General features: G+C 59.9%; 18 protein-coding genes. 11 read left to right on the top strand and 7 right to left on the bottom strand.

Features of this window, described 5'->3' with window-relative positions:
* The first annotated feature begins 59 nt into the window (after window positions 1-59).
* Both GGD50_RS05945 and GGD50_RS05940 read left to right on the top strand, forming a co-directional pair.
* On the top strand, window positions 60-836 hold the full coding sequence (locus GGD50_RS05945) for a rhomboid family intramembrane serine protease (protein ID WP_181316049.1): 777 nt from the start codon (window positions 60-62) through the stop codon (window positions 834-836).
* Window positions 837-1,009: 173 nt separating this feature from the next.
* Window positions 1,010-1,444, top strand: coding sequence for a CBS domain-containing protein (locus GGD50_RS05940; RefSeq protein ID WP_107108078.1), 435 nt, complete (start codon window positions 1,010-1,012; stop codon window positions 1,442-1,444).
* A gap of 135 nt (window positions 1,445-1,579) precedes the next feature.
* Here the strand turns inward: GGD50_RS05940 and GGD50_RS05935 are convergent, their stop codons facing one another.
* The 3 genes from GGD50_RS05935 to folE form a co-directional block, all read right to left on the bottom strand.
* The gene (locus GGD50_RS05935; RefSeq protein WP_107108077.1) at window positions 1,580-2,545 is read right to left on the bottom strand and encodes a patatin-like phospholipase family protein; all 966 of its coding nucleotides are present in this window, start codon (window positions 2,543-2,545) and stop codon (window positions 1,580-1,582) included.
* 101 nt (window positions 2,546-2,646) lie between these two features.
* Entirely contained in the window at window positions 2,647-3,096 is a 450-nt protein-coding gene (hisI, locus tag GGD50_RS05930) for a phosphoribosyl-AMP cyclohydrolase (protein ID WP_107108076.1), read from the bottom strand.
* A 25-nt stretch (window positions 3,097-3,121) separates the two neighbouring features.
* A complete protein-coding gene (gene folE / locus GGD50_RS05925; RefSeq protein ID WP_107108075.1) occupies window positions 3,122-3,745 on the bottom strand; it encodes a GTP cyclohydrolase I FolE in 624 nt (207 codons plus the stop codon).
* 292 nt (window positions 3,746-4,037) lie between these two features.
* Between folE and GGD50_RS05920 the strand changes: the two genes are divergently transcribed.
* From GGD50_RS05920 to GGD50_RS05900, 5 genes are all read left to right on the top strand, one after another.
* The gene (locus GGD50_RS05920; protein ID WP_181316048.1) at window positions 4,038-4,499 is read left to right on the top strand and encodes an iron-sulfur cluster assembly scaffold protein; all 462 of its coding nucleotides are present in this window, start codon (window positions 4,038-4,040) and stop codon (window positions 4,497-4,499) included.
* Window positions 4,500-4,514: 15 nt separating this feature from the next.
* Window positions 4,515-4,943: a membrane protein insertion efficiency factor YidD gene (yidD, locus tag GGD50_RS05915; protein ID WP_107108073.1), complete on the top strand. Its 429-nt coding sequence runs from the start codon at window positions 4,515-4,517 to the stop codon at window positions 4,941-4,943.
* 4 nt (window positions 4,944-4,947) lie between these two features.
* Window positions 4,948-5,478: a DUF1697 domain-containing protein gene (locus tag GGD50_RS05910; RefSeq protein ID WP_107108072.1), complete on the top strand. Its 531-nt coding sequence runs from the start codon at window positions 4,948-4,950 to the stop codon at window positions 5,476-5,478.
* Between the two features lie 125 nt (window positions 5,479-5,603).
* On the top strand, window positions 5,604-7,592 hold the full coding sequence (thrS, locus tag GGD50_RS05905) for a threonine--tRNA ligase (RefSeq protein WP_107108071.1): 1,989 nt from the start codon (window positions 5,604-5,606) through the stop codon (window positions 7,590-7,592).
* 145 nt (window positions 7,593-7,737) lie between these two features.
* Window positions 7,738-8,577, top strand: a complete 840-nt coding sequence (locus GGD50_RS05900) for a lysophospholipid acyltransferase family protein (protein ID WP_107108070.1) — start codon at window positions 7,738-7,740, stop codon at window positions 8,575-8,577.
* Between the two features lie 38 nt (window positions 8,578-8,615).
* On the opposite strand, the gene GGD50_RS05895 is transcribed toward GGD50_RS05900, so the two are convergent.
* The gene (locus GGD50_RS05895) at window positions 8,616-9,743 is read right to left on the bottom strand and encodes a hypothetical protein (protein ID WP_107108069.1); all 1,128 of its coding nucleotides are present in this window, start codon (window positions 9,741-9,743) and stop codon (window positions 8,616-8,618) included.
* 110 nt (window positions 9,744-9,853) lie between these two features.
* Between GGD50_RS05895 and GGD50_RS05890 the strand changes: the two genes are divergently transcribed.
* The 4 genes from GGD50_RS05890 (at window position 9,854) to GGD50_RS05875 (ending at window position 12,813) form a co-directional block, all read left to right on the top strand.
* Window positions 9,854-10,441 (top strand): nitroreductase family protein, encoded by a 588-nt coding sequence (locus GGD50_RS05890; RefSeq protein ID WP_107108068.1) that lies wholly within the window; start codon window positions 9,854-9,856, stop codon window positions 10,439-10,441.
* Entirely contained in the window at window positions 10,441-11,046 is a 606-nt protein-coding gene (locus tag GGD50_RS05885; protein WP_107108067.1) for a flavin reductase family protein, read from the top strand. Before GGD50_RS05890 ends, GGD50_RS05885 begins: the two co-directional genes overlap by 1 nt.
* A gap of 113 nt (window positions 11,047-11,159) precedes the next feature.
* Window positions 11,160-12,314 (top strand): DUF2336 domain-containing protein, encoded by a 1,155-nt coding sequence (locus tag GGD50_RS05880; protein WP_107108066.1) that lies wholly within the window; start codon window positions 11,160-11,162, stop codon window positions 12,312-12,314.
* A gap of 34 nt (window positions 12,315-12,348) precedes the next feature.
* Entirely contained in the window at window positions 12,349-12,813 is a 465-nt protein-coding gene (locus GGD50_RS05875) for a GNAT family N-acetyltransferase (RefSeq protein ID WP_181316047.1), read from the top strand.
* Window positions 12,814-12,821: 8 nt separating this feature from the next.
* Here GGD50_RS05875 and GGD50_RS05870 read toward each other — a convergent pair whose 3' ends face one another.
* From GGD50_RS05870 to parE, 3 genes are all read right to left on the bottom strand, one after another.
* Window positions 12,822-14,000 carry an AI-2E family transporter gene (locus GGD50_RS05870; protein ID WP_107108065.1) on the bottom strand — a complete coding sequence of 393 codons (1,179 nt, stop codon included), beginning with the start codon at window positions 13,998-14,000 and terminating at the stop codon, window positions 12,822-12,824.
* A gap of 139 nt (window positions 14,001-14,139) precedes the next feature.
* Complete coding sequence (locus GGD50_RS05865) at window positions 14,140-15,276, bottom strand: esterase-like activity of phytase family protein (RefSeq protein ID WP_107108064.1); 1,137 nt, start codon at window positions 15,274-15,276, stop codon at window positions 14,140-14,142.
* Window positions 15,277-15,423: 147 nt separating this feature from the next.
* Complete coding sequence (parE, locus tag GGD50_RS05860; protein ID WP_107108063.1) at window positions 15,424-17,487, bottom strand: DNA topoisomerase IV subunit B; 2,064 nt, start codon at window positions 17,485-17,487, stop codon at window positions 15,424-15,426.
* Window positions 17,488-17,524 lie beyond the last annotated feature (37 nt).

Below are 17,524 nucleotides of genomic sequence, written 5' to 3'. Positions count from 1 at the left end.
AGGGTTGGGCGGCTTTTTTTTTGATATTCGCTGCTGTATGTCTCGAGTCCCTTCTCAAGATGTCAGAGCAAGTCATGGATGATGCAGAGCCGCCGCGCCACGAGCCCGAGGAAAATCGGCCGCCGGGGCGAGTTCCTGCCTTCAATCTGCCGCCCGTCATCGTTGCAAGCCTCGGCTTGCTCCTCGTTGTCTTCGCTATTCAAAATCTGCCCTGGTGGTCGGACGATACGCTGAATTGGCTGTATTTCACCTTCAGCTTCATTCCCGCGCGTTACGCCTTTCCGCTGTCGCAACAGGGGCTGGAATGGCTGTGGACGCCGGTTACCTATTCGCTCCTGCACGGCAGCATCGAACATATCGTCTTCAACGGACTGTGGCTGATGGTCTTTGCCGCGCCCGTTGCGCGCCGCATCGGCGTTGCACGCTATGTGATCTTCTGGATTCTTTCGGCCGCCGCATCCGCATTCCTGCATGCCGTCATCTATTGGGGCGACCAAAGCTTGCTGATCGGTGCATCGGGCGTCGTTTCAGGGTTGATGGGAGCGGCCTGCCGTTTTGCCTTTCCCGCCATGGACGGCCGCCGTGTCGGCATTCGGCAGGCACATCTCAATCCGCGTCTATCGATTGCAGCCTCGATGCGCAGCCGCACGGTCGTCGCCTATATCGTGATGTGGATCGCCGGCAATGCGCTCGTCGCTTTCGGCATAACCATCGTCGGCGACAGTGCCCAGCCGGTCGCCTGGGATGCGCATATCGGTGGCTTCCTTTTCGGCTTCCTGCTGTTTGCCCTGTTCGACCGGCGCGCGCCTGTCGAGCTCGAAGACTCGGCTGCATAGGCGAAATGAAGCTGTTGCTTTCTGACCCCCACTAGCGCACCATTCATGCTCATCGGCCGCGAAGGGAGGAGACCGGCGCGGTCGATGAAAGCAGCATCGGCCCGAGTCCTGAGGCGATTCGGAACAAATCCGAGGCTCAATTGTTCACTTTGCTTTCGAGATGGGAGGATCGAATGTCAGTCTCCGTTAAAGCCATACTTGATGCCAAAGGTCGCAATGTTACCACCGCCGGAGGGAATACGACCCTTGCGGAAGCCGCCAAAATTCTGAGTGAAAACCGCATCGGCGCAATTGTCGTGGTCGGGATGGCGGGCAAGATTTCCGGCATTTTCACCGAGCGTGATGTCGTCAACGCAGTCGCCAAGCACGGCCCGGAGAGCCTCAACCAGCCGATCGCTTCGCTGATGACGGCAAAGGTGCACCGCTGCAAGGAAGACACCACCACCGATGAACTGATGGAACTGATGACGCACCGCCGCTTCCGCCATGTTCCGGTCGAAGAAAAAGGCAAGCTTACAGGCATCATCTCGATCGGCGACGTCGTCAAATGGCGCATCCGCGAAATCGAACTCGAGACAGAGCAAATCAAGGCTTATATCGCAGGGTAAGGGTGAAGAACGGTTCGTAGCAACCAGAGCAATCGTCTGAAGAGGGCGATTGCCGCCACGAACGCCTTGAGCCAAAGGCGCCAAGCCGGTGCTCGCCAAAGACGAAATCAGCTCCAAATCCGAATGATTAACGTCCTATCGGGCGAAGGCTTCCTGCATGCGCCTGATTTCGACAAGCCGGACGGAGGTCTCTTCATAGCCGCGCTCGATCGCTTCGCCGGCACGATGAAACTCTGAGAGACCTATGTCGCTGAGGCGCGGGTGCAGCGCCAGGTCTGGCGGATCGCCGGCGAGACGTGCGCGGGAAATCCGATCCTGGATGATGTTGAAAGCCTGTACCATGACACCGGTCATGCCGAGCTTTGTATAGGGCGCTTCATCACGACGCTGCTGCTCGCCATTCAATGGACCGGCATTGTGCTTGACGACGGCCGAACGACCGAAAAGGTCGTAATGCAGGTTGACGGCGACCACGAGTGGCTGTTCGTAGGCACGGCAGACGGAAACAGGCACCGGATTGACCAGCGCGCCGTCGACCAGCGTGCGGCTATTGGTGCGCACCGGCTCGAAAATGCCGGGCAGGGCATAGGATGCCCGCAGCGCCGTGATCAGTGAGCCATTGGTGATCCAGACCTCGTGGCCGGTATTCAGTTCAGAAGCGACCGCGACGAAGGGGCGGTCCAGATCCTCGATGGTGAAGCCTTCAAGGTGTTCCTGCATGCGCTTGGTGAGCCGCATGCCGCCGAAAAGACCGCTGCCGCCAATAGTGAGATCGAGAAGGCTGGCGATGCGACGCATGGTCAGCGAGCGGGCAAAAGCCTCCAGCTCGTCAAGTTTGCCAGCGAGATAACAGCCGCCGACCAGAGCTCCGATGGAGGTGCCGGCGATCATGCCGACTTCGATTCCAGCCTCTGTCAGGGCGCGCAGCACGCCGATATGCGCCCAGCCACGAGCAGCGCCACCGCCGAGCGCCAGCGCGATCTTCACTTTTTTTGGGGGAGCGGGGACAGCGGGCGGTGCAGGTATGTTCTGTGAGGTGGTCGGACCTGTACCGGCAGGAACCTGCCCGGCGCTCTGACGAATCAACCCCCAGTTCAACATGGAATCCTCCGAGGCATAAACCTGCCTCTTGCTAAAATACTGTCCCTTTTTTGTTTCCAAATCGTATATTTGGCTGTTGCTTATTAGCCGGCGGGCGGTGCTTACTGCCCATAGACCTCGCCGGGATCGAAATGCAGGTGATCGTCGACGACGTTCAGCACCGGCTTTCCATCCTCCAGCTCGACAGTGCGATAGAAGCAGGAACGCCGTCCAGTATGGCACGTTGCATCGTGACCGGCGACCTCAACTTTCAGCCAGATAGCATCCTGATCACAATCGGTACGCATCTCCTTCACCGTCTGCAGATTTCCGGAAGTTTCACCCTTTTTCCAGATTTTTCCGCGCGAACGGCTGAAGTAGTGCGCCGTTTTTGTCTTTATGGTCAGTGCCAATGCCTCGGCATTCATATGCGCGACCATTAGCAGTTCACCGTCATGGGCATCGGTGACGATCGCGGTGATCAGGCCGCGATCATCGAAACGGGGGGTGAAATCGCCTGCATCCTCAAGTTCGGATTTGTCTGCGGAAGGCTCGTTGAATACCAAGTTCATTTCCGGCTCTTTCTTTGAAGCCTAATCAGCGGCTCCGGACCATCGTCATGAAGCGGACCTGCTCGGCCGGATCGGCCTTGAAGGCACCGGTGAAGGTCGTCGTCAACGTCGACGAGCCGTGCTTCTGCACGCCACGCATCGCCATGCACATATGCTCCGCATCGAGCATGACGGCGACGCCGCGCGGACGCAGGGAGTCGTCGATTGCGTTTGCGATCTGGGCGGTCATGGCCTCCTGCGTCTGCAGGCGGCGGCCGAAAATTTCAACGACGCGGGCGATCTTGGACAGACCAAGGACGCGGCCGTTCGGCAGGTAGGCGACATGCGCCTTGCCGATGATCGGCACGACGTGGTGTTCGCAATGAGAGAAAAACGGAATGTCGCGCACGAGAACCATGTCATCATAGCCGGAAACCTCCTCGAAGGTGCGGCCGAGCACGTCCTCGGGGTTCAAATCGTAGCCGGAGAAGAGTTCGCGATACGCCTTGGCGACACGGGTCGGCGTATCGAGCAGCCCTTCGCGCTGCGGATCGTCACCTGCCCAGCGAAGCAGAACGCGGACTGCGTCCTCGGCTTCCTTTTGGGACGGACGGTCCAATACCGGATTGGATTCAACTGCTTGCGGAAAGTTCTTTACAATGGCGTCCATTACCTGTGGTCTCCTGATCCGCATCGCGGATCTTATTTTGTCGGACTCGCCACTGGTATCCTCCCGAACCTGGAGAATTATGCACCTTTGGCGGGCTCCGGGGCGTTCTGGCTGGCGGACAAGCCTGCCGTCCTGCACGGTTTCCCATCAAACTTACAGAAGACCATTGCATTTTGATGGTCTTCGAACGACATACATATAGTATGGCATTGTCCCTGTGAAAGTGTCCTAACGAGACACGCTGTGTTTTTTGTTATGAAACAAAGAACGGGCGCGTCGGAGCAAAGCGATAATGGACGACATCTACAACAGCAAGATTCTGGAATTTGCCGGCAATATCGAACGCATCGGCAGCCTTTCCGACGCCGATGCAAGCGCTCAGGCCCATTCCAGACTATGCGGCTCTCGCGTCAAAATCTGGCTGAAAATGGACGGCGACGTCGTGACCGATTTTGCCCACGACGTCAAGGCCTGCGCACTCGGACAGGCCTCTTCCTCGATCATGGCCCGCCATGTCGTCGGCGCCACCGCCAGCGAGTTGCGCCAGGCGCGCGAAGACATGCTGGCGATGCTGAAGGCGGACGGCGAGGGGCCGACAGGGCGCTTCGAAGACATGCGCTATCTGCGACCGGTCAGGGACTACAAGGCCCGGCATGCGTCGACGATGCTGACATTCGATGCCGTGGTGGATGCGGTCGGTCAGATCGAGGCGGCGCGCGAACCCGCCAGGGCCATAGCGAGCGAAGCCGTTTGATCAAGGCTGCCGGCGATGTGCCATCTCTGCTCCATGCAAGATGAGGAAGATGAGGGAGGAGCGGCCGCGGGCTCCAAAAGGATAAGGCGCGACAAAGCACCGCCCCACGGCAATAGCAAGCCACGCCAATCCCGCAATTATTCCGGCCCCTTCCGCAAGACACCCGATCGGCTCCTTGGCATGGGTCTCATCCGTTTCTATCAACTGACGCTTTCCGGCTTCATTGGCAATTCCTGCCGCCATATCCCGACCTGCTCGGAATACGGTTATGAATCGATTGCCCGGCATGGCCTGTGGGCCGGCGGCTGGATGACGCTGTTCCGCGTGGCGCGCTGCGGTCCCGGAGGCACAAGCGGGCTCGATCCCGTGCCGGAAACGCTGGAAAACCGCTATCATTGGTGGACCCCGTGGCGCTATTTCCGCCTTGGCCAAAAGGCCGCCTGACGGCATGGCGGTCTACATCGCGCTTCTGCACAGTATCGTCCTTGGCGGCGGTCGGCGCGTCGTCATGAGCGATTTGCGGGCCATGGCGGAGAGCATTGGATTTTCAGACGTCAAGACGCTGGTCGCGACCGGCAATCTCGTTTTCGAGGCTGACGCGCAACCAATTGCGGAGATCGAGGCACGGCTCGAAGCAGGCTTCGCGAAGAGTTTTGGCAAGGCTGTCGATATCATTGCTCGCGATGCCGAGACTTGGCGCAGGCTTGCCGCCGGCAATCCGTTCAGCGACGGCAAGGGTAGTGAGGTCGTCGTCCGCGTCATGCGAAAACCGCTGGAGCCGTCGGTGATAGCAGCCCTCGGCAAACACAGGAACGACCCGGAACGCCTGGCGGTGGTTGATGGCGACCTATGGATCGATTTCGGCGGCAAGGCGAGCGAGACCCGTCTCCTCTCGGCGCTGACCACCAAACGCCTTGGCGTCGGCACGTTGCGAAACTGGAACACGGTGCGCGGATTGGTCGAGATGATCGGCGAGTAAAGCCGCTTCTCCTTTACTAAATCGCCGAATATCGCTATCAGGCGACCGCGTTCAATCAAGATCGATTGACCGCATCTTTCAAAACCACCCGCATTCGTTGGCGGGACTGGACAAGGAGAATTTCGATGTCCCAATCCGTTTCCCTGACATTTCCCGATGGTTCCGTGCGCAGCTACGATGCTGGCGCAACCGGCAGAGATGTCGCCGAATCCATTTCCAAGTCGCTTGCCAAGAAGGCCGTCGCCGTTGCGATCGACGGCACCGTGCGCGACCTTTCCGATCCGGTGACCGAAGGCAAGATCGAGATCATCACCCGCAATGACGACCGCGCGCTGGAACTGATCCGGCATGACGCGGCGCACGTCATGGCAGAAGCGGTGCAGGAACTGTGGCCCGGCACGCAGGTGACGATCGGCCCGGTCATCGAAAACGGCTTCTACTACGACTTTGCCAAGAACGAACCCTTCACGCCCGACGACCTGCCGGTCATCGAAAAGAAGATGCGCGAGATCATCCAGCGCAATGCGTCGTTCACAAAGCAGATCTGGTCGCGCGAGAAGGCAAAGGAAGTCTTTGCCGCCAAGGGTGAGCGCTACAAGGTCGAGCTCGTCGATGCCATTCCGGAAGGGCAGGACCTGAAGATCTATTATCAGGGCGATTGGTTCGACCTTTGCCGTGGGCCGCACATGGCTTCCACCGGCCAGATCGGTTCGGCTTTCAAGCTGATGAAGGTGGCGGGCGCCTATTGGCGCGGTGACAGCAACAATCCGATGCTGACCCGCATCTATGGCACGGCATTCTCCGAACAGGCCGATCTCGACAACTACCTGCACATCCTCGCCGAAGCCGAAAAACGCGATCACCGCCGTCTCGGCCGCGAAATGGACCTGTTCCACTTCCAGGAAGAAGGCCCCGGCGTCGTCTTCTGGCACGGCAAGGGCTGGCGGATGTTCCAGACGCTGGTGTCCTATATGCGCCGGCGATTGCAGGGCGACTATCAGGAAGTCAACGCGCCGCAGGTGCTCGACAAGTCGCTTTGGGAAACCTCCGGTCACTGGGGCTGGTATCGCGACAACATGTTCAAGGTCACCGTCGCCGGCGACGAGACCGATGACGATCGCGTCTTCGCGCTGAAGCCGATGAACTGCCCCGGCCACATCCAGATCTTCAAGCATGGCTTGAAGTCCTACCGCGAACTGCCGATCCGGCTTGCGGAATTCGGCGCAGTGCATCGCTACGAGCCTTCGGGTGCGTTGCACGGGCTGATGCGCGTGCGCGGCTTCACGCAGGACGACGCGCATATCTTCTGCACCGACGAGCAGATGGCCGCCGAATGCCTGAAGATCAACGATTTGATCCTTTCGGTCTATGAGGACTTCGGCTTCAAGGAGATCGTCGTGAAGCTCTCGACACGCCCGGACAAGCGCGTCGGTTCCGACGACCTCTGGGACCGTGCCGAAAGCGTGATGATGGACGTGCTGAAGACCATCGAGGCTCAGTCCGAAGGACGCATCAAAACCGGCATTCTGCCGGGCGAGGGCGCGTTCTACGGGCCGAAGTTCGAATATACGCTCAAGGACGCCATCGGCCGTGAATGGCAGTGCGGCACGACCCAGGTCGACTTCAACCTGCCGGAACGCTTCGGCGCGTTCTATATCGACCAGCATTCCGAAAAGACGCAGCCGGTGATGATCCATCGCGCCATCTGCGGCTCGATGGAACGCTTCCTCGGTATCTTGATCGAGAATTTCGCCGGCCATATGCCCCTCTGGGTGTCGCCGCTGCAGGTGGTGGTGGCAACCATCACCTCGGAAGCCGACGAATATGGCAACGAGGTTGCGGAAGCGCTGCGCGAAGCCGGGCTCGATGTCGAGACCGATTTCCGCAATGAGAAGATCAACTACAAGATCCGCGAGCATTCGGTGACCAAGGTCCCGGTCATTATCGTCTGCGGCAAGAAGGAAGCCGAGGAGCGCTCGGTCAACATCCGCCGCCTCGGCAGCCAGGCGCAGACGGCAATATCGCTCGACGAGGCCATCGCTTCGCTTTCACTCGAAGCCACGCCGCCGGATATCCTGCGCAAGCGTGAAGCCAAGCGGTCCAAAGCCGCTTGATATCAAATGTCGTCTGGCGGCATCTTCACAGAGCCGTCAGACAACTGACATGAAACTTTAATATAGACAATGATTCAGAGGGCTGCGCGCCCTGCCGGACATGCAGCCCTGTAGAATTTAAGGAGCGGGGCAGCCCGTCGCGGATTTGGATTTCAAAGAATTATCCTACGCCAATGAACGGGATACGCGCATTAAGCGCTGGTTCATCCGCTCCATCGAAGGCCTGTCGGGGCGCGATCGCTATGCCCGGCTTTACGACATCTGGCGCAGCGATATCGTCGGCAAGAGCGAACGCGTCTTCGGCAAGATGCTCGATCTCATCGATGTGAGCCTGGTTGCCAAGGGCGAATGGCCGCCACAGGAAATTCCCGATGCGCCGATCGTCATCGTCGCCAACCACCCCTTCGGTATCGGCGACGGCATCGCGATCCTGGCGCTTGCCGAGCAGCTCGGCAGACCCTTCAAGGTGCTGATCCATAACGAATTGCTGAAAGTGCCTGAGATGGCCGATTATTCGCTGCCGGTTTCCTTCGAGGAAACCAAGGAGGCGATGGCGATCAACATGAAGACGCGCCACGAGGCGGTTCGCCTGCTCAAGGAAGGCACGACGATCATCGTTTTTCCGGCCGGCGGGGTTGCAACGGCGAAGAAGGGCTTCGGCCGTGCCGAGGACCTGCCGTGGAAAATTTTCCCGGCGAAGCTCATTCAAGCGGCGCGCGCCAGCGTCATTCCCGTTTATTTCGAGGGGCAGAACGGCCGGCTGTTTCATCTCGCCAGCCGTGTGTCGCTGACGCTGCGTCTTTCCCTGCTGATCCGCGAATTCCGCCGTCTTTCCGGCAGCACCATCACCGCCCATGTCGGTAGGCTGATGACGTGGGAGGCGCTCAGCGAAGGCAACGATCGCAAGGATCTGTTGTCGAAGCTCTACAGCGCGGTGTTTTCCATGGCGCCTCCTAAGCGAGCGCTGCGAAAAAGGGCCGTATAACGGAGGCCGCCGATCCAAATTCGCAGCCTGTCTCGGCCTCAGTCCATACTCTCGCCATCGTCGCCGCCAGACGACGGCGCCAATTGCTCGTAGGTCGGCAAGGGGCGCTGCTGGCCTGAGGCGGCCGGCTGGGTCTGCGGGGCCTGGTTTTGCTGCACCTGTGCCGGCGGAATGGGGATCTGCTGTGCAGGCTGCTGATCGTTGGCGTCCTGCGGCTGCTGTTCCTTCATCAGCACTTCGACATCGGTATTCTTGCCGGCTCCGACGGTGAAGTCGCGCTGATAGATCTTGTCCTTATTGCGGGCAATGGCCGTATATTGGCCTTCCGCGAGCACCATGGTGGGGAAAGCACTAAGGCTTTCGCCGACGATATCGCCGGCAGAGGTGAGGATCGACCAAGCCGTATCGGCAATCGCCTCGCCGCCCTTGTCCGATACCAGTTTGAAAGTAATCTTCGCCGCCTTGTGCTGGATCGTCGCTTCGGTGACCTTGCCGGCTTCCACCTGGATATCGGCGCGGATGACGGCGTTGACGGCACCATATTCGGAGACGATGTGATAGGTGCCGGCGCTGAGGCCAACCAGCGTGTTCGGCTTGACGTTGGACATGACGAGACCGCGCTCGCCGTCTTCCTTCGCATCGTTGGAATAGATCGAAAAACTCAGCTCATCCGGCGGGATGCGCACGTCAGAGCCGGAGACAGCGTTCAGCACCATACCGCCGGCGTCGAGCACCATGATCTGCTTTTGCAGCACGCCGCTTTCCGGCACGGTCAACTTCTTGGTGACACCGGCGCGGCCAAAGGAGACGTTGACGAAATAATCGCCGGGAAGGAGATGGAAGGATGCCGAGCCGCCTTTCGAGCTTGCGACCAGCGGCAGCTTGCCGTCGGCGCCGGCAAAGGGGCTGAAGACATACCAGGAGAGACCCTGCAATTGCGGGCCGCTGTCAGAGGCAAGCTTGGCCTCGAGCGAAACATCGTGCAGCGATTGACCGGACGAGTTTTCGCCGCCTGGCGCGACAAAGGCATTGAGCTTCGGCATCTTCACGCTGCCGTCGAGCTGCTTGAATTCCTGGAAGGCATTTTCCGCCGAAGCAGCGGTGCTCAGGCTCGCGAGCATTGCGAACGCCGTGCCCAATCGGCGAGCGGATGAAATGCCTGACATGAATTCCCAACCGATTGACTTCCGGTAAAACACAGGCCACTTCAAGACCAACGGAGTGGCAAATTCAAGACCCACTTCCTCCCGCGCGTGAAAATGAAAGCAATCATTCGATGAAAACCGATATCAAGCTGGTCGATTATCTGGCGGTCCGCCGATCCATTCCCGCTTTTCAGATGATGGAACCCGGCCCGGACAAAGCCGAAATCGAAGATATTCTGCGGCTCGCTTCGCGCGTGCCGGATCACGGCAAGCTCGCCCCCTGGCGCTTCATCGTCTATCGCGGCGAGGAGCGCGCGCGGATCGGCGAGGAGCTGTTGAAGCTCGCGCTGGAAGCCAAGCCGGACCTTTCCGAAGAGATGATCCAGGTCGAGCGCACGCGCTTCACCCGTGCGCCCGTCGTCATCGCCGTTGTCAGCAAGGCGGGACCGCATTTCAAAATTCCGGAATGGGAACAATTGATGTCAGCGGGCGCGCTTTGCCTCAATCTGCTGATTTCCGCCAACGCGCACGGCTGGGTTTCGAACTGGCTGACCGAGTGGTTCGCCTATGACGAGCGCGCCTATCCGCTGCTCGGCGTGCAGCCAGGCGAAAAGGTAGCTGGCTTCATTCATATCGGTTCGTCCACCTTCCCATCCACCGAACGCCCGCGCCCGGAACTGACGGAGACCGTAACCTGGGTCGGCGGCGAGGGAGCGTGATGTTCTACACGACGGACACCAATCGGCATGGTCTGGCGCATGACCCCTTCAAGGCCATCGTCGCGCCACGGCCGATCGGCTGGATTGGCAGCAAGGGCAGGGACGGTTCGCTGAACCTGTCCCCCTATTCCTTTTTCAATGCGGTCAGCGACCGGCCGAAGCTGGTGATGTTCTCTTCTGCCGGCAGAAAGGACAGCGTGCGCAATGTCGAGGAAACGGGCGTTTTCACCGCCAACCTCGTCAGCCGTCATATCGTGGAGAAGATGAATCATTCGTCGATCGCCGTCGCCTACGGCGTCAATGAATTCGAACTGGCTGGACTGACTGCAAAACCTGGCGAGTTGGTCGATGCGCCTTACGTCGGCGAGGCCTTTGCTGTCCTCGAATGCCGGGTGACCGAGATCATGCAGCCCAAGGGCCTCGATGGCGAGCCATCCGAAAATATCATGGTCTTTGGCCAGGTCATCGGCATCCATATCGATGAGGCGATCATTCGCAACGGTCGGCTCGACATGGCGCTCGCGCGGCCTGTCGCCCGCATGGGCTACATGGACTACAGCGAAGGCAGCGATGTCTTCGTGCTGCTGCGGCCAAAAGCGCCGTAACATCAGCGCCTTTCGGTCTCGTATTAGTGGTTAATAAACAAGGTAAACGGCCCGTAAACCTTTCATCGCTAACGTGTCCGATATGAGTTCGCGGGTCGGGAATCGTCCCGCCGATATCGGGGCGTTATGTGATCATAGAAGCATTTCTTCGCTGGGCTGAGACCGCCAAGGCAGAGAGTAGGGCGAGGGCGGCCAATGCACTTGGGCGAGCCTATCTGCAATCGGAGATGCCGCGAGAAGAGCGCGCCGCCGCCGAGATGGCGATGACCTATCTACTCGATGATCCGTCGCCGCGCGTGCGTCTGTCGCTTGCAGAGGCCGTGGCACGCTCCCCGAACGCGCCGCGCAACATCATCCTGTCGCTGGCGGAGGATCAGCCGGAGATCGCAGGGCAGGTCATTCTTTTCTCACCGGTGTTTACCGATGCCGATCTTGTCGACCTTGCGCTGCGCTGCAGCAATGTGACGCGCGTCCTGATCGCCTCGCGCGGCCGGGTGTCGCGGTCGGTTTCGGCAGCACTCGCCGAAATCGGCGGCGAGACCGAAGTCCTTTGCCTGCTGGAAAACGACGGCGCCTCGCTGTCGCGCGCCTCGCTGAAGCGGATCGCCGAACGCCTTGGCGATCAGGCCGACATACGCGGTCTGCTTCTTGATCGTGACGCGCTGCCATCCGACGTCCGCCACCTGCTGATGCGGCATGTGAGCGAGGCACTGACCGGCTCAAGCCTCATTCAGGCTACGATCGGCGCTGGCAGGCTTCAGCATATTACCCGCGAGGCCAGCGAGGCAGCGACGGTCTCCATCGCCGGCACGGTACAGCATGAGGACATTCCCGATCTGGTCGAGCACCTGCGGCAGTCCGGCTGGTTGACACCGGCTTTCCTGATGCATGCGCTTTGCTCGGGCAAGGTGGACTTCTTCGCCGGCGCGATCACCAACCTTTCGGCCTGTGACGAGCGCCGCGTGCGCTCCATCCTTTCCACCGGCCGCGTCTATGCCGTCCGTGCGCTTTATGAATCTGCCGGCCTGTCGCGCGATATCAGCATCGTCTTTGTCGAGGCGACATTGATCTGGCGCGAGGCGTCGCGCGCCAATGGCGGCACCATGCTAGAAAATGTTTCGGCGCGGCTGATGCATAAATTCCGACTTGCAGACCAGTCCCCTGTCGCGGCGGTGCAATTGCTCGATATGGTGGAGAAGCTCGCCAACGCCGAACGGCGGCAGACGGCGCGGACATTCGCGGCGCTGGCGGCTCTTGCCGCAGCGTGATAGTCATCGGCTATTGCAGCTTTGGGAATGTGTCTTGTCACTGACGATTACTGTTGAATCACCGCGCCAGGATGGCGTTATCCGTCTCCTCGACATGTCCAGTGCCTACGCACAATCGCTTTATCCGCCAGAGAGCAATCATATGCTCGATCTGGACGCTCTGGAGAGCCCCGACGTGACCTTCTGGGTCGCACGGCTCGATGGCGATATGGTCGGCTGCTGCGCTCTGGTGGAGGCGGGGGATGGCACCGCAGAGATCAAGCGCATGTTTGTCGATCCGCTTGCCAGGGGACGCAGGGTCGCACAGATGCTGATGAAAGCAGCGGAAGAGAAAGCGACAGAAAGAAAGCTGACGGCGCTACGGCTCGAAACCGGCATATACCAGCCGGAGGCAATCGGCCTCTACCGCAAGTTCGGCTACATCGAGATCGGACCATTCGGCAGCTACGAGCCCGATCCACTTAGCCTGTTCATGGAGAAGACGCTTCCGCAGGCTTAAGAGGCCTGTCAGCCGTCGGAACCGTCCCTGACACGCAATTGCAGTTCCGGCTCCTGAGCGTGTTGTTCCTCGGTCAGTTCCGCCTCGCGGATCCATTCACGCCAGATGGCCACGATAATGGCCATGAGTACCGGACCGATGAACAGGCCAAGGAATCCCATGGTCTTGACGCCGCCGAGAAGGCCGAAAAAGGTCGGCAGGAAGGGCAGCTTGATCGGACCACCGACGAGCTTCGGCCGAAGCGTCTTGTCGACGATGAAGAGTTCGACCGTCCCCCAGATAAACAGCCCGGCGCCGGCCCAAGGGGAGCCGCTGGCGAGCAGATAAATGGATACGAGCGACATGGAGAGCGGCGCACCACCAGGCACGAGCGCCATGACACCGGTCAGAACGCCAAGGGTGACTGCCGATGGCGCGCCCGCGATCCAATAGGCGACGCCCAACACCACACCTTCGCCAATGGCGATCAACGTCATGCCCATGACGGTGGAGCTGATCGTCGCCGGCACGACGCGGGAGATGCGCTCCCAGCGGTTCGGCAAGATACGTTCGCCCAAAAGATCGACCTGGCGGACGAAACTGGCCCCGTCGCGGTAGATGAAGAACAGGGCGATCAGCATGAACAGCAAAGTCAGCACGACATGGAACGCGCCGCCGCCGGCAGCAAGCACCGCCCGGTAGATATTGCCGATATGTGCGCCGCTGACGAGTTGCGCCAATTCGCCGATGGAACCGGGGCTGCCGATATATTGCGTCCACTGATCGCCGAGCCAGGAGCCGACGATCGGCAGCGCGAGTATCCATTGCGGCGGCGGGGCACCATCGCGATTGACATGCACCGCCCAGGTAAACCATTCGCGGACTTCACCGACCATATAGATGGCCGAAAGCACGATCGGCAGCACGAGGAAGGTGACGATAAAGGCGATGGCGATGGTTGCCGCAAGCGTCGTATTGCCGTTGGTTCGGCGCACGAGATCGCTATAAAGCGGCCAGGTGGCAAAGCCGATCACAGCCGCGGCCAACACCGGAACGAGAAAACCGTAGAAGAAATAGATGCCGGCCGCCGCAATCAGGATCAGCAGCCAACGCGCCGCAGAAATCGACGGAATAAGAGCCATGCGCGCGGGCGCGCTTGGGCCCAGCCAACGCGGCTCCCTCGGCTTATGACGTTCGAATACACCCACCGGACTTGCTTCACTCTTTTTATTAGATCAACCGGTTATGGGGTATGATCTAGGCTGTTTCAAGGGCCACCACTTGAAAGCCTATATAATCCGTTGCCGTGACAGCCGAACGACTACCGATGCGAGAGTAGACGGCCGACTATTGCGGCCGACGGATGACCTTGAAGGCAAAGAATTGCGTCTTCTGCGTCGGATTGAAATTGTTGTCGGCAACGAAGATCAGCACATCCGTACCGTCTTTCGCCTTGCCGAGGCTGACACCTTCGATGTTGTCAGGGGCAAGGCCGAGCGCCCGCAGGTCCATCACCTGGACCTTGCGCACAGGCACGATGCGCTGGTCGGTCTTGGCCAAAGATGGGATGTTCGAGACATCGGTCGCGCCTTCGAGATCGAACATGTTGATGACGACGGAATTGCCGACATCCTGCGCATAGCCGCGCTCGATCGACAGCGCATGCCGGTCGTCCAGCGCCACGATTTCCGACATGCCGAAATCATTCCAGCCGCCGGGTTTGGAGGCGGCCTGCGGGATCGGCGCGACCGGATAGACATACTGCGCCTTCTGTTCGCCCGTGACCGCATCGTAGCGGATGAAACGGGCAAGCGCGCCATTGGTCAGCGTCGTCATCGGTCCGTCTTGATAGAGCGCGGATTCCATGCCGACCAGAAGATCGCTACCGGCGAGGAAGCTCAGACCCTCGAAAGCAAGGTTGTCGCGGATGCCGGTGCTCTTGTCCGCGGTCGGTGCGAAACCTGCCGGCAGCGGCAGTTCGCGCACGAAGCTGCCATCGCGATTGGCAACCCGCACGAAAGGCGGCAGCAGTGCCTTGCCGTCGCCTTCGCTGCTCCAATAGATGCCGTCCTTGCCGACGCGGATCGACTCGGAATCAACCGTGCGAAAAGCGAAAGGTTGGCCGTTCTTGTCCTTCAGTGTCACATGATCGAGAACGGTCACGCCCTTCAGGCCAACGGCACTGACATCGATGTCAAGATCGTAGAAGCGGGCAGGCGCCTTTTCGGAGCGGTCATCGCTGATGGAGATATAGTGGCCGGTCGAAGGATCGAAATCGATGCCGGAGAGACCACCGACTTCGACGCCGCTTTCCATGAAGCCCGTCGGAATATCGTATTCGCCGAGATAGGAGAGGCTGATACCCGCCTTGCAGTCGCCGAAGGGGCAAGGAACGTCGATGACCGTGCCGATATCGGCAGCGCGGGCACCAGCGGAACCGAGAAGAAAGGCAGCAGCGGCAGTCGTCAAAAAGGGCTTCAACATGGCGATATCGTCACATCCGGTTTACGAGTTGGCGGGTTCGCAGAGATGCCGCATCTATGCATCCGCCCGTGACGCTTTCGTTACGGATATCGGTCAGTTCGATAAAAATATCGCGAGGTCGTTTTTGCCGCGGCGGGGACGCGGCTGCTAAATATCCAAATTCTCCGCAAACGCTGCGCGTTCCTGGATAAAGCGGAAACGGGCATCTGCCTTGGTGCCCATGAGATTGTCGACGGCCTCACGGGTGCCCTCGAAATCCACCTCGTCGATCTCGACGCGCAACAGGGTGCGCTTCGCCGGATCCATCGTCGTTTCCTTGAGCTGGGCGGGAAGCATTTCGCCAAGACCTTTGAAACGGCTGATCTCGATCTTGCCTTTGCCCTTGAACTCGCTCTCCATCAGCTCCAGCCGATGGGCGTCATCGCGGGCATAGATGGATTTCGACCCCTGCGTGATCTTGTAGAGCGGCGGCACCGCCAGGAAAAGGTGGCCGCCACGGATCAGCTCAGGCATTTCTTGATAGAAGAACGTGATCAGCAGCGAGGCGATATGGGCGCCATCGACGTCGGCATCGGTCATGACGACGACGCGCTGATAGCGCAGGTCTTCTTCGCGATATTTCGAACGCGTGCCACAGCCGAGCGCCTGGACGAGATCGGTGATCTGCTGGTTGGCGGATAGCTTTTCGCGACCGGCGCTGGCGACGTTGAGAATCTTACCACGCAGGGGCAGGATCGCTTGGTTGGTACGATTGCGCGCCTGCTTGGCGGAGCCACCTGCCGAATCACCTTCGACGAGGAAGAGTTCGGCGCCTTCGGCGGTGTTCTGCGAACAATCGGCGAGCTTGCCCGGCAGGCGCAGCTTGCGCACCGCCGTCTTGCGGTTGACTTCCTTCTCCTTACGGCGGCGCAGGCGCTCTTCGGAACGCTCGATCACCCATTCAAGCAGCTTCTCGGCCTCGGCCGGATTGTCGGTCAGGTAGTGATCGAAGGGGTCGCGCAACGCATTTTCAACGATACGCTGCGCCTCGACGGTTGCGAGCCTGTCCTTGGTCTGGCCGACGAATTCCGGTTCGCGGATGAAGATGGAAAGCATGCCGACGCCGGAGATCATCACGTCGTCGGTGGTGATGCCGGCGGCGCGCTTGTTCTGCGTCATCTCGGCATAGTTTTTCAGCCCCTTGGTCAGCGCGATGCGCAGGCCGGCCTCGTGCGTGCCGCCTTCGGGGGTGGGGATGGTATTGCAATAGGAGTGGATCTGCGGGTCCCCGCCATACCAGGTGATCGCCCATTCCAGCGAACCATGGCCGCTTGCCTTCTCCGACTTGCCGGCGAAAATCTCGCGAGTGACGGTGAACTCGTTGCCCATCGTCGCCTTGAGGTAATCCTTCAGGCCGCCGGGGAAATGGAAAACCGCTTTTTCCGGAACATCGGAGGCTCCGTGCACCAATTCCGGATCGCAGCTCCAGCGGATTTCGACGCCGCCGAAGAGATAGGCCTTGGAGCGTGCCATGCGGAAGACACGAGCAGGATCGAATTTGGCATGCTCGCCGAAGATCTGCGGATCGGGATGGAAACGGACGCGGGTACCGCGACGGTTATGGACATCGCCGAGCTCTTCCAGGCCGCCTTGCGGCAGGCCGCGCGAAAAGCGCTGGCGATAGAGCTTGCGATTGCGCGCCACCTCGACTTCGAGATCATCGGACAGGGCATTGACGACCGAGACGCCGACGCCATGCAGGCCGCCCGAGGTTTCATAGGCCTTGCCGTCGAACTTACCGCCAGCATGCAGCTTGGTCATGATGACTTCGAGCGTCGACTTACCCGGTACCTGCGGATGATTTTCGACCGGAATGCCGCGGCCGTTATCGGTGACGGTCAGATAGCCCCGCTGGTCGAGATGCACTTCGATGAAATCGGCATGACCGGCGACGGCCTCGTCCATGGAATTGTCGATGACTTCGGCGAAGAGATGATGCAACGCCTTCTCGTCGGTGCCACCGATATACATGCCGGGGCGCATGCGCACCGGCTCCAGTCCTTCGAGAACGCGGATCGAATTCGCCCCATATTCATCAGCATTCGAGGTTGTCGGTGCTGCGCGTGGGGCAGGGACGGCCACAGGCTTTTCAGCCTTGACGACCGGCTTGTCCTCCGCTTCCGGTTTCGGCGAAAGGGGCAGTGCGGAGAAGAGATCGTTGCTGTTATCCATGGGGCTGTTCAGATTTGTCCTTGAAGGGGTCATACCC

Origin of the sequence: Martinezella paranaensis (assembly GCF_014200235.1) — a bacterium.
Lineage (GTDB): Bacteria > Pseudomonadota > Alphaproteobacteria > Rhizobiales > Rhizobiaceae > Rhizobium > Rhizobium paranaense.
The sequence above is the reverse complement of the archived record's forward strand: the minus strand, read 5'-3'. Positions and strand labels throughout refer to the sequence as shown.

Bases quoted from the DNA above. Each gene is read 5' to 3' on its own strand.
- GGD50_RS05945 (WP_181316049.1), top strand. From the start codon at position 60: ATGTCAGAGCAAGTCATGGATGATGCAGAGCCGCCGCGCCACGAGCCC.
- GGD50_RS05940 (WP_107108078.1), top strand. From the start codon at position 1,010: ATGTCAGTCTCCGTTAAAGCCATACTTGATGCCAAAGGTCGCAATGTT.
- GGD50_RS05935 (WP_107108077.1), bottom strand. From the start codon at position 2,545: ATGTTGAACTGGGGGTTGATTCGTCAGAGCGCCGGGCAGGTTCCTGCC.
- hisI (WP_107108076.1), bottom strand. From the start codon at position 3,096: ATGAACTTGGTATTCAACGAGCCTTCCGCAGACAAATCCGAACTTGAG.
- folE (WP_107108075.1), bottom strand. From the start codon at position 3,745: ATGGACGCCATTGTAAAGAACTTTCCGCAAGCAGTTGAATCCAATCCG.
- GGD50_RS05920 (WP_181316048.1), top strand. From the start codon at position 4,038: ATGGACGACATCTACAACAGCAAGATTCTGGAATTTGCCGGCAATATC.
- yidD (WP_107108073.1), top strand. From the start codon at position 4,515: ATGTGCCATCTCTGCTCCATGCAAGATGAGGAAGATGAGGGAGGAGCG.
- GGD50_RS05910 (WP_107108072.1), top strand. From the start codon at position 4,948: ATGGCGGTCTACATCGCGCTTCTGCACAGTATCGTCCTTGGCGGCGGT.
- thrS (WP_107108071.1), top strand. From the start codon at position 5,604: ATGTCCCAATCCGTTTCCCTGACATTTCCCGATGGTTCCGTGCGCAGC.
- GGD50_RS05895 (WP_107108069.1), bottom strand. From the start codon at position 9,743: ATGTCAGGCATTTCATCCGCTCGCCGATTGGGCACGGCGTTCGCAATG.
- GGD50_RS05890 (WP_107108068.1), top strand. From the start codon at position 9,854: ATGAAAACCGATATCAAGCTGGTCGATTATCTGGCGGTCCGCCGATCC.
- GGD50_RS05885 (WP_107108067.1), top strand. From the start codon at position 10,441: ATGTTCTACACGACGGACACCAATCGGCATGGTCTGGCGCATGACCCC.
- GGD50_RS05865 (WP_107108064.1), bottom strand. From the start codon at position 15,276: ATGTTGAAGCCCTTTTTGACGACTGCCGCTGCTGCCTTTCTTCTCGGT.
- parE (WP_107108063.1), bottom strand. From the start codon at position 17,487: ATGGATAACAGCAACGATCTCTTCTCCGCACTGCCCCTTTCGCCGAAA.